Raw genomic sequence first — 25,095 nt, 5'->3', positions numbered from 1 at the left:
CCGGCTCATGCAGGCGCTGCCCGACGGCGGTGTGATGGCGGCCCTCCAGGCCACCGAAGACGATGTCCGCACCCACCTCGACGGCGTCGGCAACGCGGCGATCGCGGCGGTCAACGGTCCCCGCGCAGTGGTGGTCTCCGGCACGGCAGCCTCCGTCGAGAAGGTCGTGGAGACGGTACGCGCCCAGGGCGGCAAGACCTCGTACCTGAAGGTCTCGCACGCCTTCCACTCCCCGCTGATGGACCCGATGCTGGACGAGTTCCGCACGGTGGTGTCGGGCCTCGCCTACAGCGAGCCCCGTATCCCGGTCGTCTCGAACGTCACCGGACGCACCGCCACACCGGGTGAGCTCACGTCCCCCGACTACTGGGTGACCCACGTCCGCGAAGCCGTCCGCTTCAACGACGCCATACGCGCCGCAGTGGCACGTGGCGTAACGCGATTCGTGGAGCTGGGACCGGACGCGGTGCTGTCAGGGCTGGTGCAGCCGTGCCTGGAGGCAGGCGAGGCCGATCGGGTGACCGTGGTGCCCATGATGCGCAAGCGGCGTGACGAGGCCCGGGCGGTTCTGGCAGGACTGGGACTGCTGCACGCCGGCGGAGCCGCAGTGGACTGGCAGGCGCTGTACAAGGGCAGTGGCGCACGGGCAGTGGACCTGCCCACCTACGCCTTTCAGCATCGCCGCTACTGGATCGACTCGCCCGTGCTCTTTGGTGGGGCTGTCACCGACGGGCTTGATTCTGCGGCCGCCCAGGAGCCCTCCGACGGCCTGGCGGCCGTCCGGCTGCTCGCACGCCTGGCGGAACTCCCTGCACCTGAGCAGGAGAAGCTGCTGATTGAAGTAGTGGTGGGACACATGGCTGCGGTCCTGGGCCATGACTCTGCCGGTGAGGTCGATCCGGAGCGCGGCTTCCTGGAGGCCGGAGTCGACTCGCTCTCCGCAACAGAACTGCGGAAGAGTCTGCAACGCGCCACCGGGCTGGAAGTCCCGGCCGCAGCGGTGTTCGATCTCGGCAACCCGGCCCGGCTCGCCTCGTACTTGCGTACCGAACTGGGCTCCGCCCCGTCGGTGCAGGCATCCGCTGCCGCTGCCCCCCGTGTCGCCGTTGCCGCCGCTGGCCCGTCGCGCATGCCGGAGACCCTCAGCGAGCTGTTCCGGGCCGCAGTGAAGGAGGGAAAGATGGCAGAAGGCACCGCACTGCTGAACGCAGTGGCCGAGCTGCGTCCTTCCTTCCGGACTGCCTCCCAACTGCGCACCGTGAGCTCGCCGGTGAGGCTGGCCCGCGGCCCCCGCGGTCCGTCGCTGATCTGTTTTCCATCGCCGATGGCGCTCGCCGGAGCCCAGCAGTACGCGCGGCTCGCCGCGAACTTCAGGGGTGTGCGCGATGTGCATGTGGTGACGCCGCCCGGATTCGTGGACGGGGAGCAGCTGCCGGACTCGGTGGACGCAGCCGTCGACCACTTCGCCGAGAGCGTACGGCGGCTGGCTGGTGACGAACGGTTCGCACTGGTCGGCTACTCCTCCGGCGGCCAGCTCGCGCATGCCACGGCCAGCCGCCTGGAGAGCGAAGGGGTGATGCCTGCCGCGATCGTGCTGCTGGACACCTATCTCCCCACCGACGAGAGCAATGAGCAGGCTGCCGCGGACGGCTCGGCGAACGCGGGCGACTCGTCCGACGGCCTCTGGGCACAGATGCTGGACGGGATGCTGGAGCGCGAGGATGCCTTCGGCATCTTCACCGCGGCCAGGCTGTCGGCCATGGGCCGGTACAGCTCACTCATCACTCAGTGTGGTCCGCAGCCAGTCGCGGCACCCGTCCTGTTCGTACGACCGACAGAATCATTCATGGGTCGAGCCGGGGAGCCCGGGGCGGCCGCGAGCGCCGATGGCGACGAGAGCTGGCGCTCCTCCTGGCCGGCCCCGCACACACTGCGTGAGATTCCGGGGAACCACTTCACCCTGCTGGAGAATTCGGCCCCCACCACGGCCGAATCCGTCGAGAAATGGCTTGGATCGCTCCCGGAAACCATCAGAAATGAGCCTTCTGGAAACTGAACCTTCCGGAGATCTGACCTTCCCGCATCCGCTCGCGGGAACGGAATATCCCGCAAGCAGCCCCGGTGACGCCCACAGCGCACCGGGGCTTCGTGCTCCCCACCCGGCGTGAGTCAGCCAATCATGGAATTAGGTGGCTCGAATTCAGCAATAATCACCCCTTAGGGGGTTGGTTAGGGGCTTTGTTGTGTCCGGTGAAATAGTTTACAGTGAATTTGTCTCGATGTAAGCGTGCGCCTCCCCTCCTGGATCAAAGCAATTCCCCGTGTTGTGAAAGATTCATGTGCGGGCCGGTTATTTTCCCAGAAGTAAGGATATTTGTAGTGCGTTCGGATGGTTCCCGTGTGGACCGGACATTACTGAGCCGGTCAGATGAAGTCGGTCGACTGTGTTTGCATGGCGCCTCGTGCGTGGTACGCTCCGGCGCCGTACCACAGGACGCGATTTGAGCGAGTTGTTAACAAACCAAGTTCCCCGTGGAAATCCACCCGGGCCCTGCGGGAGGCGACGAACCGTGCCTCGGGCACAGGGAGCGGGGGAGGTCGTATTCATGGCCGAAGATCCCTCCCCGTCGCGCTACAGCATTGTCGTTCTCGGCGCTCCTGCCGAGACCCAGAGCCGGTCGATGCTGCCGATAGCCCAGGAACTGAACCGCAGGGATCACCGGATCACCTACGTCACCACTCAGGAGTTCGCCGAGCGTGCCGTCATCACCGGCGTCGACGTCCTGGTCCACGAGTCCTGTCCCACCTACGGACTGCAGACTGACCTCTGGGGATGCAGCGGGCCGGCGGACCCCGTGTGTGTCGAAGCCACGCTTGATTGGGCGGAGGCGATCCATGCCGACTTCGCCGACGACGTGCCCGACCTGGTGCTGTACGAGGCTTCGACCCGGATTACCGCTCGATTGCTGACCTTTCGCTGGAACCGGCCGGCGGTGCAGATCTACCCGTCCTTCGCCAACGGCGACGTCCTGGTTCGTGACGACGCCGCCGTATCCGATTCCGGCATCGACGAGTGCGTCAGTGGCCTTCCCGCGGACATCCGGGAGCGGCTGTTCCGCTTTCTCTCCCCGGCAGAGCAAGCAGGTTTGTCGCCAAGCGACTTCTGTACGAGACCCGAGCCCCTGTCGATAGCCCTGCTGCCCAGGGAATTTCAGGCAGACGGGCACCTCTTCGACAGTCGCGTGGCGTTCGTCGGTCCCTGCATACCGGAACGCCGGATGAATGAGCGCTGGCAGCTGCCCGCGACCGGCCTGCCCGTGGTGTGCTTCGCCCTCGACAACGAACTCCTAGGTGCGGACGCGGATTTCCTCCGGAGCTGCGTGGATGCCCTCGCTGGACAGCCGCTGCACGTGGTGATCATGACGAACAGCAATTCGGAAGGTGTGCTTCAGGCGGCCGAGCAGTTGCCCAACGTCGAAGTGCATGAATGGGTTCCGCGTTCGGTGGTGCTGCGCTGCGCGGCGGCGTTCGTCTGTCACTCGGACCTGAACAGCGTCATGGAGTCTCTCTATTTCAATACGCCACTGGTCGCAGTGCCCACGTGCGCCAGCGAACGTGCGGTGGCCGACCGGGTGGTGGAACTTGGACTCGGGGTGCAGATGCCGCCGGAGGCCGCCGGTCCGCAATCGCTCGTGGACGCGGTCGTCGTGCTCGTCGGCGACTTGGAGACGGGCCGCCAAGTACGTGCACTCCAACGCCAGGCACGCCGTGCGGGAGGCGCGCGGCGCGCGGCGGACGAGATCGAGCGATACCTGGAATGGATCTACGAACCCTAGAACCCGGACTTCGCGGGTCGTTGATTCGTATGGTCTGAACGGTCGGGGGTGTCCTCGGGCCGGGGTGTGGCGTTGGGTGGGGTGTGCCGAAGACTTCCCGGTCCCCGCGGCCACGGTCTCAGCGTCAGCGTTTTGAAGTAGCGGTGACGTCCGTGGTGGGAAACGTCTGAGCGCTCTGCCTGTCGTTTCCGAGTTCACTCGCCGACTGGATCTGGCCGGGATCATCGATGAGGTGTGCCCTGGTGGCGTCAGCGCGCTCGTGACGCACGGGCAGGTCATCGAGGCGATGGTGGCCAACCGGCTGACCGGGCCCGCACCGTTGGTGCGGGTCGATGACTGGGCTCGCACGTGGGCGGTGGAGGAAGTCTTCGGGATCGAGCCGGGCCTGCTCAACGACGACCGGCTGGCTCGGGCTCTGGATGCGATCGCCCCGCGTCTGGAGCACGTTGCCGGTACCGTCGGGGCTCGGTCGATCGCCGAGTTCGGCATCGATGTGTCCCGTCTGCACTGGGACATGACCAGCATGTCCGTCCCGGCGCCTATCCGGCCGAGGGCCAGGACGAGGATTTCCCGGTCATCGGCTACGGGCATCCCAAGGACCGGCGGGTGGATCTGAAACAGGTCCAGGCCGGGCTCGCGGTGCCGGCCGACGGCGGTATCCCGGTCCATGCCCCGGGTCTTCGGCGGACCGGCGGCCGCGGTCAGCCAGGTCGTCGGCGCGATGAAGGACGTGCGTGCCATGGTCGGCGCCCGCGGCTTCTTGATGGTCGCAGACTCCAAGCTGGTGTCGTACTCCTACGTCGCCGCCCTGCTGAGGGCCGGGGTTCAGTTCATCGCTCCGTCCCCGGCCGCGCAGGTCAAGGAGGTGGTCGATGCCGCCCTCGACCTCACCCGGGCCACGACCGTGGACTGGGTACCGGGCAGTGACGCGGGCAAGGCAGCCGTGCGGCGTGAGAGCTACCGGGTGCTGGAGGACACCCATACCCTGAAGGGGGCGAGGAAGAGCGATCCCGAGCTCACCGTGCGGCGGATCCTGGTCCACTGCGCCGCGAACGCCGCCGGCCAGTAGGCCGCTCGGGGCAAGCGCCTGACCAAGGCGGCTGAGGATCTCGGGAAGCTCGCCGGGGCGGCCGGCGGACGGCATTACAGGAGTGCCGAGAAGAACGTCGGGCGCCTCGGTGTGATCGCGGCGAAGCGCCGTTTCGCGTCCTGCCTGCGCTTTCACGTCAATGAGGACGAGCACGGCGTCCCCGCTCTGGACTGGCACTTTGATGAGGATGTCCTCAGTGCCGAGGCCGCGGTCGATGGCTGGTACGCGCTGCTGACCTCGCTGCCCGCCGAGGAAGCAGATCCGGGCCAGATCCTGGTCCACTACAAGGGCCAGGGAGCGGTCGAGCGCCGCTACCACGACTTCAAGGGACCGCTCGCCGTCGCCCCGGTCTTCGTGCAGCACAACCGTCGCGTAGCCGCTCTCATCCAGGTCATCTGCCTGGCCCTGCTTGTGTTCTGCCTGATCGAGCGGCAGGACAAACGGGCCCTGGGCCCCGAGCAGACCCTGACCGGCCTCTACCCCGACAACCGTCGGGTCCGCCCGACCGGCCGCCTGATCTTCTACCACCCCGGCGAACTCACCCTCCGGATCGGCCATATCACCAACCTGCCGACCGTCCAGATCACCCGCGGCGTCCAACTCCACCTCCTCGACCTCCTCGACACCGACATCGGACAAACCCACTGGCCACAGACCTGAAACTGTGACCCGCGAAGTCCGGACCCAGAGGCGGCAGGAGCACCGCCCCCTGCCCCGAGAGGCCGCTCAAGCGGACTCGGCCTCTGTCGAAACGATGTTGAGCCTCGCGGCCAGATCGCTTCTCCGACTGACGTCCAGCTTGCGGTAGACCCTGGTGAGGTGTTGCTCGACGGTACTGACCGTTATGTAGAACTTCCGCCCGATCGCCCGGTTGGTCGCCCCCATCGCGGCCAGCTCGGCGACGCGTCGCTCCGCGTCGGTCAGCGCTTCGGCGCCGGTCGGCTTCTGTTCTGCGTGCCGTCCATCGTTGTGACGCCCGTCAGCGTGTCGCTTCGTCGGTACGGTCGGCGGGTGCGAGGGCCGCGCTACCGGCAGCGGCTGCTCCCACTCCGTCCACACCTGGCACGACTTCATCATCTCGGCCGCCCTGTCCGCCGTCCCCCTGGCCCGGTCCGGATCGCCCAACTGCCTGTAGGTGTCGCCGAGATCGGCCAGTGCGCGGGCGAGTTCGAAGCGTCCGGTGTCCGGTTGCAGCAACCGTACGGCCTGCTGGAGGAGTGCCGGCCGATCCTCCAGATCGCCGGCCGCGGCCAGCAGCCGGAGCGATGCCCCCCGGGTGCGCGGCTGGTGCATTCCAGGACGGGTCAGCTGCTCCTCCATGAGCATTTTGGCCCGGCTCTTCTGTCCGAGGGCCAGTGCGGTTTCGGCGGCGCCGGTGCGCCAGGAGATCAAGGACGGCAGGTCGAGTCCCCAGGCCTGCATCAGACGACCACAGCTCTCAAAGTCGGCGAGCGCCGCCACGGGCCGGTTCGTCGAGAGATGGAAGTGCCCGCGCGCGTTGAGGTAATGGAGTCCGTACCGGGCGTCGAAGAGGGTGTCCGGCACCGGCAGTCCGACGTACTTCACCGCCTTGTCGTACTGCCCCATCATGGTCGTGGCGAGGATCAGGGTCGCCAGCGGGCCGCCTATGGCGACGCCCCAGGAGGCGATGGGGAGTTGGGCGAGCGCGGCCTCGCCGTGCTGCACGGCGGTGGCCATGTCGCCCTGGCGGAAGGCCGCGTCAGCGCGTACCGCCGCGAACACTGCCTGCCAGGTTGGCGAGCCCTGGTCCGCCGCCTCCTTCAGTAGTTCTTCGCACCAGGAAGCAGCCCTTTCCGGGCGGTCGGCGCAGATCAGCGTGAGCAGGGCGGCGTGCAACGACTCAAGCGTGGCGACACCCAGGCCGACGCTGTGGAGGACCCCCTCGGCGCTGGTCACGGCCTCGTCATCCGCGCCCTGGGCGAGCAGACGGCACAGCACGGTGATTGCCTGGCGTCCGAAGGAGCGTACCGGACCCGGACCTGTCTCCGGTTCGGCCCCGGTCGGCGATCCGAAGGCGCCGTAGGAAGTGTAGGAATCTGCGGAATCCAGGGAGTTGGAGGCAGCGGAGGACACAGCAGAGCCGGGCGTACCGGGCGAGCCTGAGGGAACGGCCACCAGCGAAGGATGCGAGTACGTGATCCAGCCGTTGAAGGCCGCGAGTTCCTCCGACGGGGCGCGACGGGTCCCGGAGTCGCGTGCCTCCCAGAGGGTGAGCGTCTCGCGTGCCTCGCTGTACCGGCCGTGCCACAGGAGGTTGCGTACCAGCAGGCCCGTGTCCTGGCTGGTTAAGTGCCCGTCACGCAGGGCCTCCTTTAATCGCATGGCGTGGCGCATGGCCTTCAGCGGGCACTTCTGCCAGTCGATGCGCATGCGGTCCGCGGTGAGCGCCGTCAGCTGCCGGCTGTCGGCGCAGTAGGTCAGGGCCAGTTCGAGGTATTCGCAGGCCATGCCGGTTCTGGCCGCGGCGAGTTCGGAATGCGCCGCGTCCCTCAGAACATTGATCATCCACTCTTCGGGAGCCTTGCCCGCCGCGACGAGCTGTTCTGCCACCACAACCGGTGGCACGCCTTCGTTCTGGAGGGCGGCCGCGACCCGCAGGTGCAATTCGTGCCGGCCTTCGGGCGCCACCTGTTCCAGGATGGCCGTATGCGCGGCGGGATGCCGGAAGTTCTCCGAGTTCAGCAGGCCGGTGGCGGTGAGTGAGGCGATCGCATGCTCCACCGTGGCCGTGTCCAGGCCGAGGATGTGGCCGATCGACACGGACGATATGACCTTGCCCACCGCGGCCACCGCCCGAGCGACTTCGAGGACCGCCGGCTCCGCCAGGTACAGGCAGCCCATCAGCGCATTGCGGAAAGCCTCCTGGGGGACGGCGGGTTCGCTCTCGTGGCTGCCGGCGTTGGGCCGGTGGACCGCCTCGTAGTCGTCCAGCAGTGCGGACAGGAACAGCGGGCTTCCGCCCGAGGCCTCCTGGTAGGCCTCGGTGAGCTCCAGCGCCTTGGCCTGGCCGAGTCTGGCTCCAATCATGGTGTGCGCACCGGAACGGGGCAGCATCTCCAGCCGTATCTTGCGGCAGTTCGGCTGCCGGAACAGCTCGGCGTGGAAGACCGGGTGGGGCGAACGGACCGTCGACAGTTCGGCGAGCAGCAGCAGCGTCCGCGAGGCCTTCATGCGGCGTTGCAGGAACAACAGCATCTGGAGGGAGGGCGCGTCGGCGTACTGCAGATCGTCGATGCTCACCACCACGGGTCCGCGCTCGCCCAACTCCAGCAGCAACGACCGGAGGCCATGGGCCACTGCGATGCTCGGCTGGTTCATCAGGACGGGGTCGGAGCCCGCTCTGCGGCTGGTGGCGAGCTCTTCCGGCAGCAGTTCGTTCACCCGGTCGCGGAACTCAGGGGGGAGCGCCTCACTTCTGAAGAGCTGATCCATCACGCCCAGCGGCAGCTCGCATTCGGCGCGGGACGCTACGGCATTCAACAAGATGGCGTTAGAGTTTTCCGCTTGTTTACAAAATGTTTGTAGCAATAGCGTTTTCCCGCTGCCGGTCGGCCCGCTGACCAATGCGATGCTGCCCCGCCCCGCTCCCGCATTGGTGAGTAGGGCGTTCAGCGCACTCAACTCGCCTTCCCTGTGGATGAGTTGAGCCATCTGCTGAGCTTCCATCCTGCCCCCTGTGCACGATCGCATCTCCCAGGGCTGTAAACATAGCAAGTGGATTCGAACGAATGGAGTTCATCTTGATCAAACGAAAACGGAAAAGTGAATTCCGCTGGTAAGCAGCGTGCTCGGCGTCGTCTGCTGTTCATCCGCCGGTACGGGGAAGTGGCTGAAAATGTAGGTACGGATGCGGCGTGGGATTCGCTGCGGCCCCGGGCCCCGGGCGGTCTCTTCCGGGGGCGGGGTGCGGGTATCAGGCCGCAGTCACTGTGTGACACGCCGTAGATGGGTCACTTTTCGGACGCGGCGCCGTCAGCACCGCCCGGACTCGTACAGGGAGCTGGTCGAGTTCCTTCTCCTGGCGCGCCTTGCGGCGGCCCCAGCCGTTCGCTTCGCTGGCCGCCGCCGCTTCGGGGGCGGCCGGCCGGGAAGGACTCTGCAGGTGCTCGGTCACGGCGTCCGTCCCGGGCTTGCGTTGGGTGATTTCCATGTCGATGCCCAGGGTCGCGGCGTCCTCGACGAGGTGCTGGCGGTACCCGCCGTCGCCCCAGACCTTGCGGAAGCTGGGGTTAGGGCGCGACCGGGGTGGGACAGTCGAGTGGGTGCCCAGCCGGATCAGGCGGGCACCCACTGCTGGCTCAGTATGTGAGCCGAACTGTCAGCTTGTCTCCCTTCCGCACCTTGATCGGCGCCGGGAACTCGACGGTCGCCGTGGTGCCGGAGACGCGGACTTCGGCGCCGTCCGCGTGGACTGTGCCCGCCCCCTTGGGGATTTCGAGCCTCAGTGTGTGCACGGTCAGCGAGCCGTGGTGGACGCGCAGGGTGTCGGTCTGACCTGCCCCCTTCGCGCGCTTCTGCGTGAAGGTGCCCCAGGCCTCACCCGTGCTGAAGAAGGACCGGTGGTCGGATGGCTTCCAGGTGGGCGCGAAGGTGATCGTGTCGTGCGGCCCGTTGTAGGAGAAGCCCTGCATTGCGGTGAGTAGCGACCATGAAGAGAGGGTGCGGGCGTAGTACTTGCCGCACTCGTCGTCGCCGAAGGGGCTGCCCGTGCCGTCGCCGGTGGAGCAGGTGCTCATCGAGATGTATGGGCCCTTGCGGGCGCGCCCGTCGTAGCGGTCGGAGATCGCCTTGACGACCTTCAGGCCCGCCTCTGTCTGCCCGCGCTGTAGCATGAGTCCGGCCGCCGAGTACTCGAAGCCTGACATCAACTCGTCTTAGTAGAGAGGGTGTTGGAGGGCTGGTCGCTATGCGGCCAGGCGATCATCTGCAGGCCGCCGTCGGTTTCGAGGGCGTACTGCCTGAACTGGTGGCTGTAGTTGTAGCCGGAGTACGGGGTGTCGCCCAGCAGGTTGTCCCGGTAGTTGTTCTTGAACAGTTCACCGGCCGCCTTGTCCATGTGGGCGCTGTCGTAGATGTCGCCGAGGCCGAGCTGTGTGGACCACCACTGGCCGAGCAGCATGTCGATCTCGGAGCCGTTGCCGTATGAGGCGCCGGTGTCGGAGTTGATCTCGGTGTAGTAGTCGCCGTTGAAATAGGCCTTCTCGCCCGCTATACGCCCCTTCTCGTAGAGGGAGCCGTACAGTTCGGCCGTGGCGGTGTCACCCTCGGCCTCGGCCATCTTCTGCGCGGCGTGCACCGATGCGAGGTACATCGAGCCGAGCCAGGAGCCGTTGCCGGTTTCGACGCCGTCGAGGGTGGTGTTGAAGGTTCCGCTCAGGATGCCGTCGTGGTCGGCGTCGCCGTGCGCGACGACGTAGTCCATCGCCTTCTTCACCTGTGGCCAACTACCGTCCAGCCAGGACTTGTTCGTGGTCTGGTACGTGCGATACGCGGACAGGATCACGCCCGTCTGGCCGTCCATGGTGAAGGTGCTGTCGCCGTTGAAGCGCATCGGGATCTTGCCGGTGCTGTCGGCGTTGTCGAGCCACTGCTGCGTCCAGCGCTGCCCGACCTCCGGCCACAGCCAGGCCTGTGCTTGGGCGTAGTGGAAGACGTGTGTGGGCATGCCGGGGCAGCAGCCCCAGCCCTCGCGGCCTCCGAAGAAGCCGTTCTTCGCCCACCACACGGACGGCGAGTGGAGGACGGCGGTGGCTGCCGAGACGCGGTCGATGAGGTAGCGCGGCGGTTCGAGTCGTAGAGGGCGTCGTGGTAGGCGGTGGTGTCGCCGAGCAGACGGTCGTAGTTCTTCGTCACGTACGCCGCTACGCCGTCGGCGGAGCTCCACCAGTTCTCGTACTGACGGCCGTCCCCGCCGTTGTAGTTCTTGGCGCCGGGGAAGTGCCAGCTGAGGGTGACGGGGACGGTTCTTTTCTCGCCCGGTTTCAGAGTGACAGGGACGGCGAGTGCGCCGTCGACGGTCGTGTGGTCGGCGGGGCTCGCGGCGTCCTGTGTGCCGCTGAGTCTACCGTCGTCCGATACGTCATTCGCGAGCGAACTCAGCGAATTCCAAGCGGCGGTGGCGGACACGTCCTTGCCGAACGCGGTGAGGTTCATGGTGCCCGACCCGCGCCGTAGGAGACCCCGCCCATGCCGATGCGGTCCGGGTCGGACAGGGTGTTGGCGAGGGCCCAGTCGATGACCGAGGAGGCGTCGGCGAGGTCGGGCGGGCCCGCGACCTCGATGTTGCCGCCGAAGAGCCGGAAGCCCCGCGAGATGTAACTGACCACCACATAGCCGGAGTCGGCGAGCTGTTGGGCCTGGGCGAGGTATTCGACCTGCGGCAGGCCCCAGCTGGTGGGCAGCACGATCACTGGATGCCGCTCGCCCGGCTGCGCACCGGCGGGCGTGAACACATTGGCCTTGAGTGTGATACTGCCGGAGCCGGGGATGTCGTAGAACCTCAGGCTCCGGGCGGACGCCGCCACGGCTGCGGCGGCGGTCCGGGCGGTGGCCGCCGGGGCCGCGCCGAGGGCGGCTCCGACGAACAGGGCGGCGACTGGTCCGATGGAAGCGGTGGTGCGCAGGGTCGGGTACGGGCGTGCCACGGGTCACTCCTCACGCGCGTCGGTGCAAAGTGACCCAACGGTCACCCTGGCTCCTTACTCGTGGTAACTCGTCGGTGAGTTGCGTGAGAGTAACGATTATTGGATGCGGTGTCAGTAGCGTGGCGCGGCCGTACGGCTCACTTCAGCGCGCTCTTCGCCTGCCAGTCGGACCATGTCACATTCCACGCCCCGTACCCGTTGCCCTCCGCGACCGTGCCCTTGGCGTCCGCGCCGGTGATCTCGAACGGGTCGCCGACCCGGACCTGCTGGTACAGCGCACCGGCATTGGCGTCACTCATTCCGACACAGCCCGAACTGTGGTTGGCCACCCCGAAGTAGGCGGCGTTCCATGGCGCCGCGTGGGCATACATCCCCGACCAGGTCAGCCGCATCGACGAGTCGACCATCTTGTCGTAGGCGTCGCCGAGACCGACCGTCTCGGAGCGCATGTTGATCGTGCCCTCCTTGGCCATCAGCACGGCCGTGCCGCGCCAGGACGCCTTCTCGCCGCCCGGGGTGCCGGCCGACATGGGCACGTCCATGACGGTCTTCCCGTCCCGCTTCAGCGCCAGCCGGTGGCGGTCGAGGTCGACCTTGACCACCTGGTTGGTTCCGATGGTGAAGGTGGTCCTGTAGTCGCGGACGAACCAGCCGCCGGACGGGCCCGAGTCGATTCCGTTGAGGTCGGCGTCGAGCGTGACCTTCGTACCGGACTGCCAGTACTCCTTGGGCCGCCAGTCGACGCGGTCCTTGCCGGAGTAGTCCTGCAGCCAGCCCCAGGAGCCCTCGGTGTTGTTCGAGGTGGAGACCTTCAGGGCCTTCTCGACCGCTGCCCTGTCCTTCACCGGGTTGTCGAAGACGATCGACAGGGGCTGCGCGATGCCGACCGTGGTGTTCTTGCCGGGGGCCAGCGTCAGCTTGTTCACCTTGTCGGCCCCGGCGGTGGTGAACCCGGCCTTGTCGCTGCCGCCCTCGGTGTCCTTCGCCTCGATGCTGTACGTGGTGCCGGGCGCGGCCGGCCGGTCCGATGTCCAGGTCCTGCCGTCGGCGGATATCCGGCCGGTGAGCGCGTCCCCCTCGGCCGCGCTTGTCGTCACCGTCTTCAGCCTGCCGCTGTCGAGGGTCACCGTCACCGGCTTCCCGGGGGTGGCTCTGCCGCCCTGGAGGTTCACCGAGATCTTGGTGTCCTGCGCCGGCGTCTTCCCGGCCACGTGTCCCGATCCCTTGCCCGAGTCCGATGCGGACGCGCCGGAACAGGCGGTGAGCGTGGCGCCGAGCACCGCGGTACCCGCGATCAGGGTGAGCCGGACCGGGCGGCCGAGCGGGACGGTACGGCGTATGCGCCGGCGTGCAGAGATCAACGGAAAAACCTCCAAGGCATTGCTTCTCGTCGGTGGAGAGGCATTCATCCGACGATAGGTTCCGCAAATCGGCCGAAAACCGGGAAATCCCCTGTGTGACATGGACCGCAGCGCAACGGTCATCGTCCGGTCACATTCGCCGCTCGGCTCCGTCACGGACCGCTGTGAGCATCCTGTGCAGCCCCGCAGAGCCGGCAACGGGGCGGACCAGGGAGGGCCACGAACATGTCAGCGCTGCTCGCGACCAAAGACCGCAGCCATGACCACGAGCTACGGATACGCAGCCTGACCGCCGCCGAGCACCGGGCCTTCGTGTCCACCCGTACGGATGCAAGCTTTCTGCAGTATCCGTCCTGGGCCTCGGTGAAGGACCAATGGACCTCCGAAATGGTCGGCTGGCACAGCGACTCGGGTGAACCGGCCGGGGCCGCGCTGGTGCTCTACCGGCAATTCCCGGGAACCCGTAAATACTTCGCCTACCTGCCCGAGGGGCCGGTCGCCGACTGGGCCGACCCCGACATCGACCGCTGGCTGCGGCCACTCATGGCGCACCTGCGGAAGTCCGGTGCCTTCGCCGTACGGATCGGCCCCTCGCCGGCGTACCGCCGCTGGGACACCGCCCGCCTGAAAGCCGCAACCGGCCCCGGCCGCAAGGTCGGCGACGTACTCGCGACGGAGGTGGACCCGCTCGGCACGGCCGTCGCCGAACGGCTCCGGGCCCGCGGCTGGCGCCGCTGCGGCGGCGACGGGGGAGGGGACGCCGACGCACAGCCGCGCTATGTCTTCCAGGTGCCGCTCGCCGGACGGACCCCCGACGAACTGTGGTCGGGACTCAACCAGGAGTGGCGCCGCAATGTACGCAAGGCCCAGCAGGCCGGGGTGCGGATCGTCATTGGCGGCGCGGCCGAACTGCCCGAATTCCACCGCCTGCTGCGGATCACCGAGGAGCGCGACGGCTTCCGGCTCGGCCGCTCCCTTGCGTACTACCAGCAGCAGTACGCCGTACTCAACGCCGAACACCCCGGCCGGATGAAGCTCTATCTGGCCGTCCATCAGGGCGAGATCCTGGCCGCCCACACCATGATCAGCACCGGCCGGCGGGTCTGGTACCAGACCGGCGCCTCCGCCGACCACCGCCGCGAGGTCCGCCCCAGCAACGCGCTGCAGTGGAAGATGATGCTCGACGCCCATGAGCTCGGTGCCGATGTGCACGACATGCGCGGGGTACCCTCCACCCTTGACCCCGACGACCGTCCCTTCGGGCTGCTCCGTTGGAAGCTCGGCACCGGAGGCCAGGTCGTCGAGACCCTCGGAGAGTGGGAGACATCGGTGGGTGGAGCTGCCAACAACACCTTGTACCGGGCGTTCCAGGCGTACCTGGCGCGCCGATGACGGCCACCGAGGCGGCCTCCGCGAAGGCCGCAGAGCGCAAGTCCGGCTCGGTGCTGCGCAGCGGCGCCGTCATGGCGTCCGGCTCCATCGTCTCCCGGGCGACCGGTTTCGTACGCTCGGCGGTCGTCGTCGCCGCGCTCGGCACCGGACTCCAGGCGGACGGGTACACCGTCGCCAACACGGTGCCCAACATCCTCTACACCCTGCTCATCGGCGGCGCGCTCAACGCCGTCTTCGTCCCCGAGCTGGTGCGGGCCGCCAGGAACCATGCCGACGGCGGCGCCGCGTACACCGACCGGCTGCTCACGATCTGCACGATCGGGCTCCTCGCCCTCACCGCGCTCACGGTCGTCGGCGCCCCGTGGATCGTCTCGGTCTACGCCCCCGACTACCACGGCGAACAGGCCGATCTCACCATCGCCCTGGCCCGCTACTGCCTGCCACAGATCCTCTTCTACGGACTGTTCACCCTCCTCGGTCAAGTGCTCAACGCCCGCGACCGGTTCGGCGCGATGATGTGGACCCCGGTCCTCAACAACGTGGTGATCATTGCGGTGTTCGGGATCTATCTGACCGTCGCGGCAGGTTCCGACGGTACGTTGACCCCGACACAGGCCCAGTGGCTCGGCTGGGGGACGACCGCCGGGATCGCGGTGCAGACGCTCGCCCTGGTGCCCGCGCTGCGCGCCGCGAAATTCCGCTGGCGGCCGCGGTTCGACTGGCGGGGCAGTGGACTCACCCGGCCGCTGCGCGCGGCCGGCTGGCTCGTCATGCTCGTGGCTACCAACCAGATCGCCTACTGGGTGGTCACCCGGCTCTCCACCGCCACCGGTCAGCACGCCGTGGAACAGCATGTGCCGGGCGGCGTCGGCTACACCGCGTACAGCTACGCCTTTCAGCTGTGGGTGGTGCCGCACGGCATCGTGACCGTCTCGCTCGTCACCGCGCTGATGCCCCGGATGAGCCGGGCGGCGGCCGACAACGACCTGACGGGTGTCCGGCGCGATGTCTCGTACGCCCTGCGCGCCTCGGCCGCGGTCGTGGTTCCCGCGGTCGCCCTGCTGTTCGCGCTGGCACCGTGGGTGATGGGGGCCGTGTACGGATACGGGCGCACCGGCGACGCGGACATTGCCGTGATGGCGGGGATGATGATGGCGTTCGCGCCGGGGCTGATCGCCTACTCCGGGCAGTACGTGCTCTCCCGCGCATTCTACGCGATGAGCGACACCCGCACCCCGTTCCTCCTCAATCTGGTGATCGCGGCGCTCAATGCCGGGCTCTCGATTGCCGCGTATCTGCTGCTGCCGGTCCGCTGGGCCGTGACCGGGATGGCCGGGGCGTACTCGGTGGCGCTGTTCGCGGGCTTCGGCCTCACCGTGTATGTACTGCACCGCAGGGTTTCCGGCAGCGATGCCGCCCGGCCCTCACTGATGCGTTCGCCCGGGCTGTGGGCGCAGCTGCGGCTGGTGGTGGCGTGTGTGCCCGCCGGGCTGCTGGGATACCTGGCCGCTCGCGCCTGCGAGGGGTCGGGGGACTTCGCCGCGGTGGGGGCGGGCGCTGTCGTACTCCTGCTCACGGTGGCGCTGCTGGCACGGCCGTTGCGGCTGCGGGAGGTCAGCGCCGTGATCGCGGCGGCCCGGGGGCGGCTGCGGCGGGCGTGAGCCCCCGGCGCACAGTCCGGCCACCGGTTCGAGTCCATTCCTTGATCGCTGGGATACTGCTGCCATGCCTCGCGTGTTGCTGATCGAAGACGACCCCTCCGTACGGGAAGGGGTCGAGCTGGGGCTGCGGCGGCGCGGTCATGAGCTGCGGGCCGTCGAAACAGGTGAGGAGGGGCTCGCCGCGCTGGGCGAGTTCCGGCCCGATCTGGTACTCCTCGACCTGATGCTCCCCGGAATGAACGGGGTCCAGGTCTGCCGCCTGATACGGGAGACCAGCCAGCTGCCGATCATCATGCTCACGGCGCGCGGTGACGACTTCGACGTGGTCGTCGGGCTGGAGGCCGGCGCCGACGACTACATCGTCAAGCCCGCCCGTACCGAAGTGATAGAGGCCCGAATCCGCGCCGTACTGCGCAGGCTCGCCGAACCCGCGGGGCGCGGCGGCATCGAATTCCACGGCGAACTGGCCGTCGACCGCGCCGGGCTCTTTGTCGCCAAGGCGGGGCAGCGCATCCTGCTCGCGCCCTCCGAACTGAAGCTGCTGCTCCACCTCTCGGCCTCGCCCGAGCAGGTCTTCAGCAGGCAGCAGCTCCTCGAATACGTCTGGGAGCACAGCTACCACGGAGACGCGCGCCTGGTCGACGCCTGTGTGCGGCGCCTCAGGCAGAAGATCGAGGACGTGGCCGGCAGCCCGCGCTACATCCAGACCGTCCGCGGTTTCGGCTACCGCTTCGGACCGCTCGCATGAAGCTCTTCGCCGCACGGTTCGGACTGCGGACCCGTCTCATAGGCGCCTTCCTCCTGGTCGCGGCGATCAGCGTCGTCACTACCGCGACCCTGACCTACCGGGAGGCCCGCTCCGCCATCCTCCAGCAGGCGCAGGACACGGCCGTCGCCCAGTTCCGCGACCGGATCGCCGCACAGGCGGTGACCCTTCCGGTGGATCCGGAGCAGCTGCGGCGGACCTGCCAGACCCTCGCCAGGGAGGGCAAGCCGCACACCTGGAGAGTCTTCGCCGAGTACGGGAAGACCCGGGTCTCCTCGACGGATCAGCCCACCTCCGGCGTGATCACGCCCGCACTGCGCGACGCCGCACGTGGAGACGCGCACGGCTCCTTCCAACGGGTCGTCAAGAACGGCGATCCCTGGCTGACCATCGGGATGCCCGCAGTCTTCGACCGGGGCGACGGACGCCAGCCCACCGGGCTCGTCCTCTACGCCGTGATGCCGCTCTCCACCGAGGAGGCCAATGTCAACGCCATGGTCACCGCGGCCCGTGACGGCGCCCTTCCCGCCCTCCTGATCGCGCTGGTGCCCGCCCTGCTCGCCGCCCGCAGCGTGCTGCGCCCGGTACGCGATCTGCGGCGGGCCGCCGCCGGCATCGGCCGGGGCGAGCTCGACACCCGTATCGAGGTCAGGGGCTCCGACGAACTCGCCGAACTCGCCTGGACGTTCAACGAGTCGTCGACCAAGCTCCAGGAGTCGGTGGAGGAGCTCCAGCGGGCAGAGGCGCGGGCCAGACGGTTCGCCTCGGACGTCTCGCACGAGCTGCGCACCCCGCTCGCCGGGATGCTCGCCGTCACCGAGGTGCTCGACGAGGACGCCGCCCAGCTGAACGCCGACACCGCGGCGGCCGTCCGGCTGATCAGCGCCGAGACCGGGAAGCTCGCCACCCTCGTCGAGGATCTGATGGAGATCTCCCGCTTCGACGCGAAGGCCGCGGATCTCCACCTGGACGAGGTCGACGTCGCCGAGACGATCCGCAAGACCCTGCAGGGCAGGCACTGGGAGGACCGGGTCCGCACCGAACTGCCGTACGGGATACGGGCGATGCTCGATCCGCGCCGCTTCGACATCGTCGTTGCCAACCTGGTCGGCAACGCCCTGCGGCACGGTGCGCAGCCCGTCACCGTACGGCTGCGGACCGAGCGGCGGGGCGCGGACCGCTGGCTGGTGACCGAAGTCGCGGACAGCGGGCCGGGGATCGACGCCGCCGTGCTGCCGCATATCTTCGACCGGTTCTACAAGGCCGACGCGGCCCGCACCCGGTCGGCGGGCAGCGGTCTCGGCCTGGCGATCACCCAGGAGAACGTACGGCTGCACGGCGGCATCGTGCGCGCCGCCAACGGGCCCGCGGGCGGCGCGGTCCTGACCGTGGAGCTACCGCAGGAGGGGCAGTGAGACGCGTACGCGTGTTCGGCGCCCTGCTGCCTCTCGTGCTGCTGGCGAACGGGTGCGGGATACAAGCGACAGATGTCGTCGAGGTCGGCGATCCGGCGACCGTGGATGTGGCGCCGGGGAGCCAGGGCACCCTGCTCTACTTCGTGTCCTCGTCGTCCGCGAACCGGCTGATGCCCGTCGTACGGCCGTTCGCCCTGCCGGTGGAAGGCGACTCCTCGGGCGCGGGGCATGTTTGGCGTGGCTCCGACAAGGCGGTCGCCATGCTCTTCGACGGGCCCACCAGGTCCGAGATCGAGGCGGGCCTGCGTACCGAACTTCCCAAAATTCGAGCCGTGTTGAGTCTGACTCTGGGGCCGGAGGGTGTGTCGGTCCGGGTGAACACCGCCGTCACGGAACTCTCCGAGGTCGCCCGGCAGCAGCTGATCTGCACGGCCGCGCAGGCCCGCACCGCGCACCGGGGCGCGGCGGTGAAGGTGACCGGAACCGATGGTGTCATCGGGCCGGCCCACTGCTCCGTCTGACTGCCGGCTTCCTGCCTTCGCGACAGAGGCTCAGCCCGTCACCCGGTGCGAGTTGCGCGGTGCGGGTACGGGGGTCCGCGCGGCCCGTGTCACATCGGCGACGATTTCCACCACATCGGGCCCGTGCGCCTGCGAGTTGACCACCTTCAGCAGCAGGCAGAAGGTGTTGTTGAGAGCGGAGGAGCCATGAGCAACGGCAACTGCTGGTGCGGCAGTGAGTACCCCCGCCTGGCGTACGGCGCGAGCAGATGAGTCGTGCGCGCACCGTTTGCGCTGCTCGACTCCCTCACACGTGAACGGCTGCAGGAAGAGGTCCGTTGCCTGGTCGACCCCGCCGGCACCACCGTTGTGTTCGTCACGCACTTTGCGCAGGAGGCTGTGCTGCCGGAATCTCGTGTCCAGGTGTGGGCCGCGGCGCCAGGGCGGCCCGCCTCCAGGACGCTACGCGGCGCGGGCTCACCGGGCGACAGGTTCCGTGCGATGTGTATCCCGAAGCCTGGTCCAGGTCGGGGCGACCTTCGCGAGGCCGCCCATGTCGGCAAGTATCCGAGCACCCGGAATGCCCGTCTCGTCGGGATGCGGGCGTGGGGCGGCGGCCCTGGGCCGGGCACTGACCGAACTGGTACGGCGGCAGCCCGCGCTGCGTACGGTTTTGCGGGCCCGCGACGGGCAGCTGGAGCAGGTCGTCACCGAGCCCGGACCTGTCGAGGTGGACGAGACGGACCTCACCGGTATGCCGACGGGGGAGGCCGACGAGCGGGCGGCCGAGCTCGCCGCCGCGTTCACCGGCCCGCACATGCGCCGGATCCCAAGGGCTGGCGGTGAGGAAGTGGGCCAGCGCCTGTCGGTTGCCGTCCTCGCCCAGCCGGGCAGCCATCGGCTCGACGGACTTGCGCTGACCGCCGGTCAGCGGCCCGCGCAGGTAGACCTGCCCCCACCGACGCTGATCATCACGCGAACGGCTCGAAGACCTCTGCCGCAAGGTCCTCCAACTCGCCACGCACAGACGCAATGTCTTCCGGAGTCACACTCCATCAACGACACACTGAACCCACAGGACACGGACCACCAACACCGACCTGACCAAGCCCTACTAGGGGAGTACGTCACGTCGACCTCGCGCCCAACCCAGGCCGTACCGCCGAGAACCAGAAGATTCATCCCGCCATCGTGGTGAGGCGGTCCACGTATTGCGGATCACGTGTCGAGCCAATTGCAGGTGCTCGCCCGGGCGATGGCGGCGAGGTGGCGGTCCGGGCGTTTGTTGTGGTGGGTGGCGATGTCTCGCAGACGATGTGAACCTTGCGGGTCGGACCGTCGGCCGGAGGATCCGCCGCATCGGCTGGGGGGCCGTGCCGCGCTGCCCCCATTCCCGCGGACAACCCAGGGACACTTCTTCGAACCGGACACCCTCATAGGTTGTCGTCCGGGGTATGTGCAGGTGGCCGTGGACCGCGACAACGGACCGGAAGCGGGTGTGCCGGCCGTCGGCGAGCCCGGTGCCACACCACAGCGCGAACTCCGGGTACCGCAGAGGCTCGGCGCCTGGGCCTGCTCGCGCGAGACGGGCCAGCGCTCCCCGGTGATCTGCACAATGACCGCGAAATAGCCGTCACCGGACAGCAGCCGGCATGGGCTCCTCCCTGGGTGCCCTCGCCGTTTCGCGTCTCAGAGCTGCGGGACCGGCAGCAGGACGAGCGGAAGCGTTCCGGCTTCCACCGCGGCACGGTCGATCGCGAGGCCGCAGTAGTCGCCTACGCCGGCGAACACGCAGGCCGGGATGTCGCGGTGGTGCTCCTCGAAGTACCGCGACGCCTCCTCCTGGGTGTGCACGCCGTCGTAGGCGGTGGGGAAGACGGCCCCGGCAGCATGCAGGGCGGCGTCGAGTTTCGAGTTCCGGCCGGTGCTCTCGGCGAACTCGGCCTGCCAAGTTCGGCCGTCGTCGCCCGGCGCGTGCAGGATCCGGGAGGGGCCCGGTCCGAGATTCAGGGTGAGACAGATGATCTCCTCGCCGACGAGGGGATCCATCTCCGGTACCTCGCGGTAGCCGAGGGACCAGGTGGCGGCCCACGCGTCCTCCAGGATGTACAGCCAGCCGCCGCATGTGCCGTACATGGCGCGGCTGAAGTACCCCATGTCCGGGGGCAAAGCGAGCTCGTGGCGCTCCTTGTACAGGTCCCCGCATTCGAGCTGCTCAGGATCTGCGCCGAGCCGGACGAGCAACTCTTCCGTCCACGCCGCTGGCAGCCGTCAGGGAAATGCCGCGAAGCATCCCCGGCACACGGCCTTTCGCGTCCTGATAGGCGTGCTCGCCGATCCACCGTAGACCTGAACCGTGTTGATCGCTCATTCGATCAATCTATAAGCAGTCGCCCACGTCAGGTCTTGCGGTGCCGTAGCCATGGGCGGGCATGTCAGCGGGCGATCGGCCCCGGGTTCACGGCGGTCCTGACGAGGTGGGCGCGGCGGCGTTACCCTGCGGCGGACAATCCTTCACTGGAGGTGCGCATGCGACGTCTCGTCGCGCGGAATGTGTCGTTACCGGTTGTTTTCGCCGCTGTCGTCACGGTTGTGGCAGCCGCCCCGTCCTCGTCTGCACCACCGGCCGCACCACCGCCCAAGTCGCCTGTCGCGGTGGGTTACGGAGGGGCGGTCGCCAGCGTCGACGCGGATGCCTCGGCCGCCGGTATCGAGGTGCTCCGCAAGGGCGGCAACGCGGTGGACGCCGCGGTGGCGACCGCGGCGGCGCTCGGTGTCACCGAGCCCTACTCGTCAGGTCTCGGCGGTGGCGGCTACTTCGTCTACTACGACGCCAGGAAGCACACCGTGGAGACGATCGACGGCCGGGAGACCGCACCGCGCAGCGCGGACTCCTCGCTGTTCCTGGAGAACGGCAAGCCGCTCGCCTTCGACGACGCGGTCACCAGTGGACTGGGCGTGGGCACCCCCGGCACCCCGGCCACGTGGGACACCGCGCTCGACACCTGGGGCAGCAAGTCGCTGCGGCAGGTGCTGGAGCCGGCCGAGCGGCTCGCCAGGGACGGCTTCGTCGTCGACAGCACGTTCCGCTCGCAGACCGAGGGGAATCAGGCCAGGTTCGCCGACTTCCCGGCGAGCAGCAAGCTCTTCCTTCCGGGCGGTCAACTGCCGGTGGTCGGCTCGGTCTTCAAGAACCCCGATCTGGCGCGTACGTACGAACAGGTGGGCCGCAAGGGCATCGACGAGCTGTACAAGGGCGAGCTGGCCGACGACGTCGTACGGACCGTACGCAACCCGCCCGTGGACCCGAAGGCCACCCGAATCGTGCGTCCCGGCGACCTCACCGCCAAGGACCTGCGGTCCTACCGGGCGCTGCGGCAGGCTCCGACGAAGGTCGGCTACCGCGGCCTCGACGTGTACGGCATGGCACCCTCCTCGTCCGGCGGTACGAGTGTCGGCGAGGCGCTCAACATCCTTGAATCCACAGACCTCTCGAAGGCGAGCGAGGCGCAGTATCTGCACCGCTACATCGAGGCGAGCCGGATCGCCTTCGCGGACCGCGGGCGATGGGTCGGCGACCCCGCGTTCGAGGACGTACCGACGCAGGGGCTCCTCAGCCAGCGGTTCGCCGACTCGCGGGAATGCCTGATCAAGGATGACGCGGTGCTCACCAGCCCGCTCGCGCCGGGAGACCCCGGCCACCCGGCCGACTGCAAGGCCGGTGGCACGGCCGCGCCGACGACGTACGAGGGGGAGAACACCACACATCTGACGACGGCCGACAAGTGGGGCAATGTCGTCGCGTACACGCTGACGATCGAGCAGACCGGCGGCAGCGGCATCACCGTGCCGGGGCGCGGCTATCTGCTCAACAACGAACTGACCGACTTCTCGTTCGCGCCCGCCAGTCCGGCGGTCCACGACCCGAATCTGCCGGGTCCGGGCAAGCGTCCGCGCTCGTCCATCTCGCCGACGATCGTGCTGAAGCACGGTGAGCCGGTGCTGGCCCTGGGCTCGCCGGGTGGCGCCACGATCATCACGACCGTGCTGCAGTCGCTCATCGGCAAGGTCGACCGGGGGCTTCCGCTGGTCGACGCCATCGCGGCGCCGCGCGCCAGCCAGCGCAACTCGGCGACGACAGAGCTCGAACCGGGGCTGTGGAACAGCCCCGTGCGGGCGGAACTGGAGTCGCTGGGGCATGTCTTCAAGCTGAACCCGGAGATCGGGGCGGCGACAGGTGTGCAGCGGCTGCCGGACGGACGGTGGCTGGCGGCTGCGGAGAAGGTGCGCCGGGGTGGGGGCTCGGCCATGGTCGTGAAGCCGGGCGGACGGCCATGACGATGCGTCAATAGCCCTATGAGAAAAGGCTGGTTCCTCGTGAAGTCTCACGAGGAACCAGCCCCCGCAGTCTTGACGGGGACATGGCTGCGGGTCCATCTTGGCCGCGTCGGTAAGGAAAGTTTCCTAATAGAAGGGCACCCCCACTGTGCGTACTCGAACGCTCGCCCTCGCCGCTGCCTCCGGCGCCGCCCTGCTCTCGGCCGCCACGCTGACGCCCGCCGCCCAGGCCCGCCCGGCCTCGGGTGCCGTCGCCACTGCCGCCGCGCCCCGGGCGGAGTCGGGCGGCGTCGGCCGGGCCGGGGCCGGTATCAAGGAGGGCTCCGTCAGCGCGGCCGATCTGCTGGCCGAGGTCACCTCGTGTTCGCAGATCTCCAACGGCAAGTACCGAACGGACGAGGAGACTTCGGCGACGGTGCCGGTCTGCGGCAAGAATGGTGCCGTGTTCTGGAAGGCCGACATGGACATCGACTGCGACGGCCAGGTCACCACCGCCTGCAACGAGAACACCGACCCGTGGTTCCAGGACGACACGGCGTTCCACACCTCCGGCGACAAGCCGCTGAACGCCGAGAAGCTGCCGTATGTCGTCGTGCCGAGCAGCAGCAGCATCTGGAACTACAGCAACGCGGGAATCAAGGGCGGTGGCGTCGTCGCCGTCATCTACAACAACAAGGTCGAGTACGCCGTCGTCGGTGACACCGGCCCCAACAAGATCATCGGTGAGGCCTCGTACGCCACCGCCAAGGCGCTCGGCATCGACCCCGACCCGGAGACCGGCGGCGCCGAATCCGGCGTCACCTACATCCTGTTCACGAACTCCAAGGTGTCGCCGATCGAAAGCCACAGCGCCGCCGTCACCGCCGGTGAGGCCCTCGCCAAGCAGTTCATCCAGAACAACTAGACGAACGTGAGGGGAGGTTGATCACAGCGCGGTCAGGATGCGCGGACCGTCGTCGGTGATCGCCACCGTGTGCTCGGCGTGCGCAGCCCGGCTGCCGTCGGACGTACGCAACGTCCAGCCGTCCCGGTCCGGATGGAAAGAGTCCTTGCCGCTGCCGATCAGCATCGGCTCGATCGCCAGCACCATTCCGTGCCGCAACGGCATGCCGCGACCCGGTCGTCCCTCGTTGGGGACGGCCGGGTCCTCGTGCATCGACCGGCCCACACCGTGGCCGCCGAACCCCTCCGGAATGCCGTAACCAGCACTGCGGCACACCGTGCCGATCGCATGTGCGATGTCGCCGATCCGGTTGCCGACGGCCGCCGCCGCGATCCCCGCCTCCAGCGCCGCGAAGGCCGTGTCGATCAGACGGGTGTCCGCCGGCCGGGCGCGCCCGACGGTGAAACTGATCGCCGAATCGCCCGCCCAGCCATCGAGCGTCGCGCCCGCGTCGATGCTCACCAGATCGCCGTCGCGCAGCCGCTGATCGGTCGGGATGCCGTGCACGATCGCGTCGTTGACCGACGCGCAGATCACGGCGGGGAACGGAGTGGGGGCGAAATGCGGCCGGTAGTTCAGGAACGGCGACCCGGCGCCCGCCTCGCGGAGGACCCCGCGGGCCACCTCGTCGAGTTCGCGCAATGAGACGCCGACCGCCGCTGCTTCCCGTACGGCCGTCAGCAGTTGCGCCACGACCCGGCCGGTCTCGCGCATCGCTTCGATGGATGTGTCTGTCTTGAGCTGCACCATGCCAATTACTATACCGGTCGCAGCGGTATTAGAATGACGGCATGGTACGAACGCCCCTGACCCCGGAAGAGCGCCGCCGCGGCGAACGCCTCGGAGCGCTGCTCCGCGAGGCGCGCGGCGGGCGCAGCATGGTCGAGATCGCGGCGAGCGCCGGAATCTCCGCCGAGACGCTGCGCAAGATCGAGACGGGCCGCGCCCCGACTCCCGCCTTCTTCACCGTTGCGGCGCTGGCCGGGGCGCTCGGACTCTCGATGGACGAACTGCTCACCCGCTGCGCCCCGGAGCCGGATGTGGTGCCGCTGGCCGGGTAGGGCCAGTCAGGCCACGGCCCGCCGGATGGGACCTGGCGGCGGTGGCGCGGGCTGTCGATGGCCCCGG

The 25,095-nt window shown here is 68.4% G+C and carries 21 protein-coding genes and 4 pseudogenes; 14 read left to right on the top strand and 11 right to left on the bottom strand.

Features of this window, described 5'->3' with window-relative positions; genetic code table 11:
• The 5 genes from ACIPEK_RS33810 to ACIPEK_RS33790 form a co-directional block, all read left to right on the top strand.
• Window positions 1-2,056, top strand: a 2,056-nt coding sequence (locus ACIPEK_RS33810; RefSeq protein ID WP_402004075.1) for a thioesterase domain-containing protein, incomplete at its 5' end; no start/stop codon positions are given.
• Between the two features lie 550 nt (window positions 2,057-2,606).
• Entirely contained in the window at window positions 2,607-3,836 is a 1,230-nt protein-coding gene (locus ACIPEK_RS33805; RefSeq protein WP_402004072.1) for a nucleotide disphospho-sugar-binding domain-containing protein, read from the top strand.
• 166 nt (window positions 3,837-4,002) lie between these two features.
• Window positions 4,003-4,452, top strand: coding sequence for a DUF4277 domain-containing protein (locus ACIPEK_RS33800; RefSeq protein WP_402004093.1), 450 nt, complete (start codon window positions 4,003-4,005; stop codon window positions 4,450-4,452).
• A gap of 51 nt (window positions 4,453-4,503) precedes the next feature.
• The gene (locus tag ACIPEK_RS33795; protein WP_402004069.1) at window positions 4,504-4,905 is read left to right on the top strand and encodes a hypothetical protein; all 402 of its coding nucleotides are present in this window, start codon (window positions 4,504-4,506) and stop codon (window positions 4,903-4,905) included.
• 111 nt (window positions 4,906-5,016) lie between these two features.
• Entirely contained in the window at window positions 5,017-5,586 is a 570-nt protein-coding gene (locus tag ACIPEK_RS33790; RefSeq protein WP_402004066.1) for a hypothetical protein, read from the top strand.
• A gap of 66 nt (window positions 5,587-5,652) precedes the next feature.
• Here ACIPEK_RS33790 and ACIPEK_RS33785 read toward each other — a convergent pair whose 3' ends face one another.
• From ACIPEK_RS33785 to ACIPEK_RS33755, 7 genes and pseudogenes are all read right to left on the bottom strand, one after another.
• Window positions 5,653-8,598, bottom strand: coding sequence for an AAA family ATPase (locus ACIPEK_RS33785; RefSeq protein ID WP_402004063.1), 2,946 nt, complete (start codon window positions 8,596-8,598; stop codon window positions 5,653-5,655).
• 471 nt (window positions 8,599-9,069) lie between these two features.
• Window positions 9,070-9,178 (bottom strand): annotated as a pseudogene (locus ACIPEK_RS33780) (IS5/IS1182 family transposase); the annotation flags it as partial.
• Between the two features lie 67 nt (window positions 9,179-9,245).
• Window positions 9,246-9,812 carry a hypothetical protein gene (locus tag ACIPEK_RS33775; RefSeq protein ID WP_402004060.1) on the bottom strand — a complete coding sequence of 189 codons (567 nt, stop codon included), beginning with the start codon at window positions 9,810-9,812 and terminating at the stop codon, window positions 9,246-9,248.
• On the bottom strand, window positions 9,812-10,672 hold the full coding sequence (locus ACIPEK_RS33770) for a GH116 family glycosyl hydrolase (RefSeq protein WP_402004057.1): 861 nt from the start codon (window positions 10,670-10,672) through the stop codon (window positions 9,812-9,814). The genes ACIPEK_RS33775 and ACIPEK_RS33770 overlap by 1 nt, the downstream gene beginning before the upstream one ends.
• Before the next feature lie 116 nt (window positions 10,673-10,788).
• Window positions 10,789-11,100 (bottom strand): annotated as a pseudogene (locus ACIPEK_RS33765) (GH116 family glycosyl-hydrolase); the annotation flags it as partial.
• A gap of 8 nt (window positions 11,101-11,108) precedes the next feature.
• Window positions 11,109-11,591: pseudogene (locus ACIPEK_RS33760) on the bottom strand (CocE/NonD family hydrolase); the annotation flags it as partial.
• Window positions 11,592-11,728: 137 nt separating this feature from the next.
• Window positions 11,729-12,952, bottom strand: coding sequence for an Ig-like domain-containing protein (locus ACIPEK_RS33755; protein WP_402004054.1), 1,224 nt, complete (start codon window positions 12,950-12,952; stop codon window positions 11,729-11,731).
• A 225-nt stretch (window positions 12,953-13,177) separates the two neighbouring features.
• On the opposite strand from ACIPEK_RS33755, the gene ACIPEK_RS33750 reads away from it, so the two are divergent.
• From ACIPEK_RS33750 to ACIPEK_RS33730, 5 genes are all read left to right on the top strand, one after another.
• Window positions 13,178-14,344 carry a lipid II:glycine glycyltransferase FemX gene (locus ACIPEK_RS33750; RefSeq protein WP_402004051.1) on the top strand — a complete coding sequence of 389 codons (1,167 nt, stop codon included), beginning with the start codon at window positions 13,178-13,180 and terminating at the stop codon, window positions 14,342-14,344.
• Window positions 14,341-16,005 (top strand): murein biosynthesis integral membrane protein MurJ, encoded by a 1,665-nt coding sequence (gene murJ, locus ACIPEK_RS33745; protein WP_402004048.1) that lies wholly within the window; start codon window positions 14,341-14,343, stop codon window positions 16,003-16,005. Before ACIPEK_RS33750 ends, murJ begins: the two co-directional genes overlap by 4 nt.
• Before the next feature lie 64 nt (window positions 16,006-16,069).
• A complete protein-coding gene (locus ACIPEK_RS33740) occupies window positions 16,070-16,753 on the top strand; it encodes a response regulator (protein WP_383076605.1) in 684 nt (227 codons plus the stop codon).
• On the top strand, window positions 16,750-18,186 hold the full coding sequence (locus tag ACIPEK_RS33735) for an ATP-binding protein (protein WP_402004045.1): 1,437 nt from the start codon (window positions 16,750-16,752) through the stop codon (window positions 18,184-18,186). Before ACIPEK_RS33740 ends, ACIPEK_RS33735 begins: the two co-directional genes overlap by 4 nt.
• A complete protein-coding gene (locus ACIPEK_RS33730; RefSeq protein WP_402004043.1) occupies window positions 18,183-18,707 on the top strand; it encodes a hypothetical protein in 525 nt (174 codons plus the stop codon). The genes ACIPEK_RS33735 and ACIPEK_RS33730 overlap by 4 nt, the downstream gene beginning before the upstream one ends.
• A gap of 30 nt (window positions 18,708-18,737) precedes the next feature.
• Here the strand turns inward: ACIPEK_RS33730 and ACIPEK_RS33725 are convergent, their stop codons facing one another.
• Together ACIPEK_RS33725 and ACIPEK_RS33720 are read right to left on the bottom strand one after the other, a co-directional pair.
• Window positions 18,738-19,070: a hypothetical protein gene (locus tag ACIPEK_RS33725; protein ID WP_402004096.1), complete on the bottom strand. Its 333-nt coding sequence runs from the start codon at window positions 19,068-19,070 to the stop codon at window positions 18,738-18,740.
• Between the two features lie 424 nt (window positions 19,071-19,494).
• Window positions 19,495-19,735, bottom strand: a pseudogene (locus tag ACIPEK_RS33720) (transposase); the annotation flags it as partial.
• A gap of 419 nt (window positions 19,736-20,154) precedes the next feature.
• Between ACIPEK_RS33720 and ACIPEK_RS33715 the strand changes: the two are divergent.
• Window positions 20,155-20,316, top strand: a complete 162-nt coding sequence (locus ACIPEK_RS33715; protein ID WP_402004040.1) for a hypothetical protein — start codon at window positions 20,155-20,157, stop codon at window positions 20,314-20,316.
• A gap of 59 nt (window positions 20,317-20,375) precedes the next feature.
• Here the strand turns inward: ACIPEK_RS33715 and ACIPEK_RS33710 are convergent, their stop codons facing one another.
• Window positions 20,376-20,930 (bottom strand): hypothetical protein, encoded by a 555-nt coding sequence (locus tag ACIPEK_RS33710; RefSeq protein ID WP_402004037.1) that lies wholly within the window; start codon window positions 20,928-20,930, stop codon window positions 20,376-20,378.
• Window positions 20,931-21,215: 285 nt separating this feature from the next.
• Between ACIPEK_RS33710 and ggt the strand changes: the two genes are divergently transcribed.
• Window positions 21,216-23,024 carry a gamma-glutamyltransferase gene (gene ggt / locus ACIPEK_RS33705; protein WP_402004034.1) on the top strand — a complete coding sequence of 603 codons (1,809 nt, stop codon included), beginning with the start codon at window positions 21,216-21,218 and terminating at the stop codon, window positions 23,022-23,024.
• Window positions 23,025-23,172: 148 nt separating this feature from the next.
• Window positions 23,173-23,928 carry a glycoside hydrolase family 75 protein gene (locus tag ACIPEK_RS33700; protein ID WP_402004031.1) on the top strand — a complete coding sequence of 252 codons (756 nt, stop codon included), beginning with the start codon at window positions 23,173-23,175 and terminating at the stop codon, window positions 23,926-23,928.
• Between the two features lie 21 nt (window positions 23,929-23,949).
• On the opposite strand, the gene map is transcribed toward ACIPEK_RS33700, so the two are convergent.
• A complete protein-coding gene (gene map, locus ACIPEK_RS33695) occupies window positions 23,950-24,717 on the bottom strand; it encodes a type I methionyl aminopeptidase (protein WP_402004028.1) in 768 nt (255 codons plus the stop codon).
• A gap of 41 nt (window positions 24,718-24,758) precedes the next feature.
• Here map and ACIPEK_RS33690 point away from each other — a divergent pair, with 41 nt between their 5' ends.
• The gene (locus ACIPEK_RS33690) at window positions 24,759-25,028 is read left to right on the top strand and encodes a helix-turn-helix domain-containing protein (protein ID WP_114247546.1); all 270 of its coding nucleotides are present in this window, start codon (window positions 24,759-24,761) and stop codon (window positions 25,026-25,028) included.
• Window positions 25,029-25,095: the final 67 nt, after the last annotated feature.

This window comes from Streptomyces sp. NPDC088246 (genome assembly GCF_044741025.1).
GTDB lineage: Bacteria > Actinomycetota > Actinomycetes > Streptomycetales > Streptomycetaceae > Streptomyces.
The sequence above is the reverse complement of the archived record's forward strand: the minus strand, read 5'-3'. Positions and strand labels throughout refer to the sequence as shown.

Coding starts and splice junctions, on each gene's coding strand:
- ACIPEK_RS33805 (WP_402004072.1), top strand. CDS start 2,607: ATGGCCGAAGATCCCTCCCCGTCGCGCTACAGCATTGTCGTTCTCGGC.
- ACIPEK_RS33795 (WP_402004069.1), top strand. CDS start 4,504: ATGCCCCGGGTCTTCGGCGGACCGGCGGCCGCGGTCAGCCAGGTCGTC.
- ACIPEK_RS33785 (WP_402004063.1), bottom strand. CDS start 8,598: ATGGCTCAACTCATCCACAGGGAAGGCGAGTTGAGTGCGCTGAACGCC.
- ACIPEK_RS33775 (WP_402004060.1), bottom strand. CDS start 9,812: ATGTCAGGCTTCGAGTACTCGGCGGCCGGACTCATGCTACAGCGCGGG.
- ACIPEK_RS33750 (WP_402004051.1), top strand. CDS start 13,178: ATGTCAGCGCTGCTCGCGACCAAAGACCGCAGCCATGACCACGAGCTA.
- murJ (WP_402004048.1), top strand. CDS start 14,341: ATGACGGCCACCGAGGCGGCCTCCGCGAAGGCCGCAGAGCGCAAGTCC.
- ACIPEK_RS33740 (WP_383076605.1), top strand. CDS start 16,070: ATGCCTCGCGTGTTGCTGATCGAAGACGACCCCTCCGTACGGGAAGGG.
- ACIPEK_RS33735 (WP_402004045.1), top strand. CDS start 16,750: ATGAAGCTCTTCGCCGCACGGTTCGGACTGCGGACCCGTCTCATAGGC.
- ggt (WP_402004034.1), top strand. CDS start 21,216: ATGCGACGTCTCGTCGCGCGGAATGTGTCGTTACCGGTTGTTTTCGCC.
- map (WP_402004028.1), bottom strand. CDS start 24,717: ATGGTGCAGCTCAAGACAGACACATCCATCGAAGCGATGCGCGAGACC.
- ACIPEK_RS33690 (WP_114247546.1), top strand. CDS start 24,759: ATGGTACGAACGCCCCTGACCCCGGAAGAGCGCCGCCGCGGCGAACGC.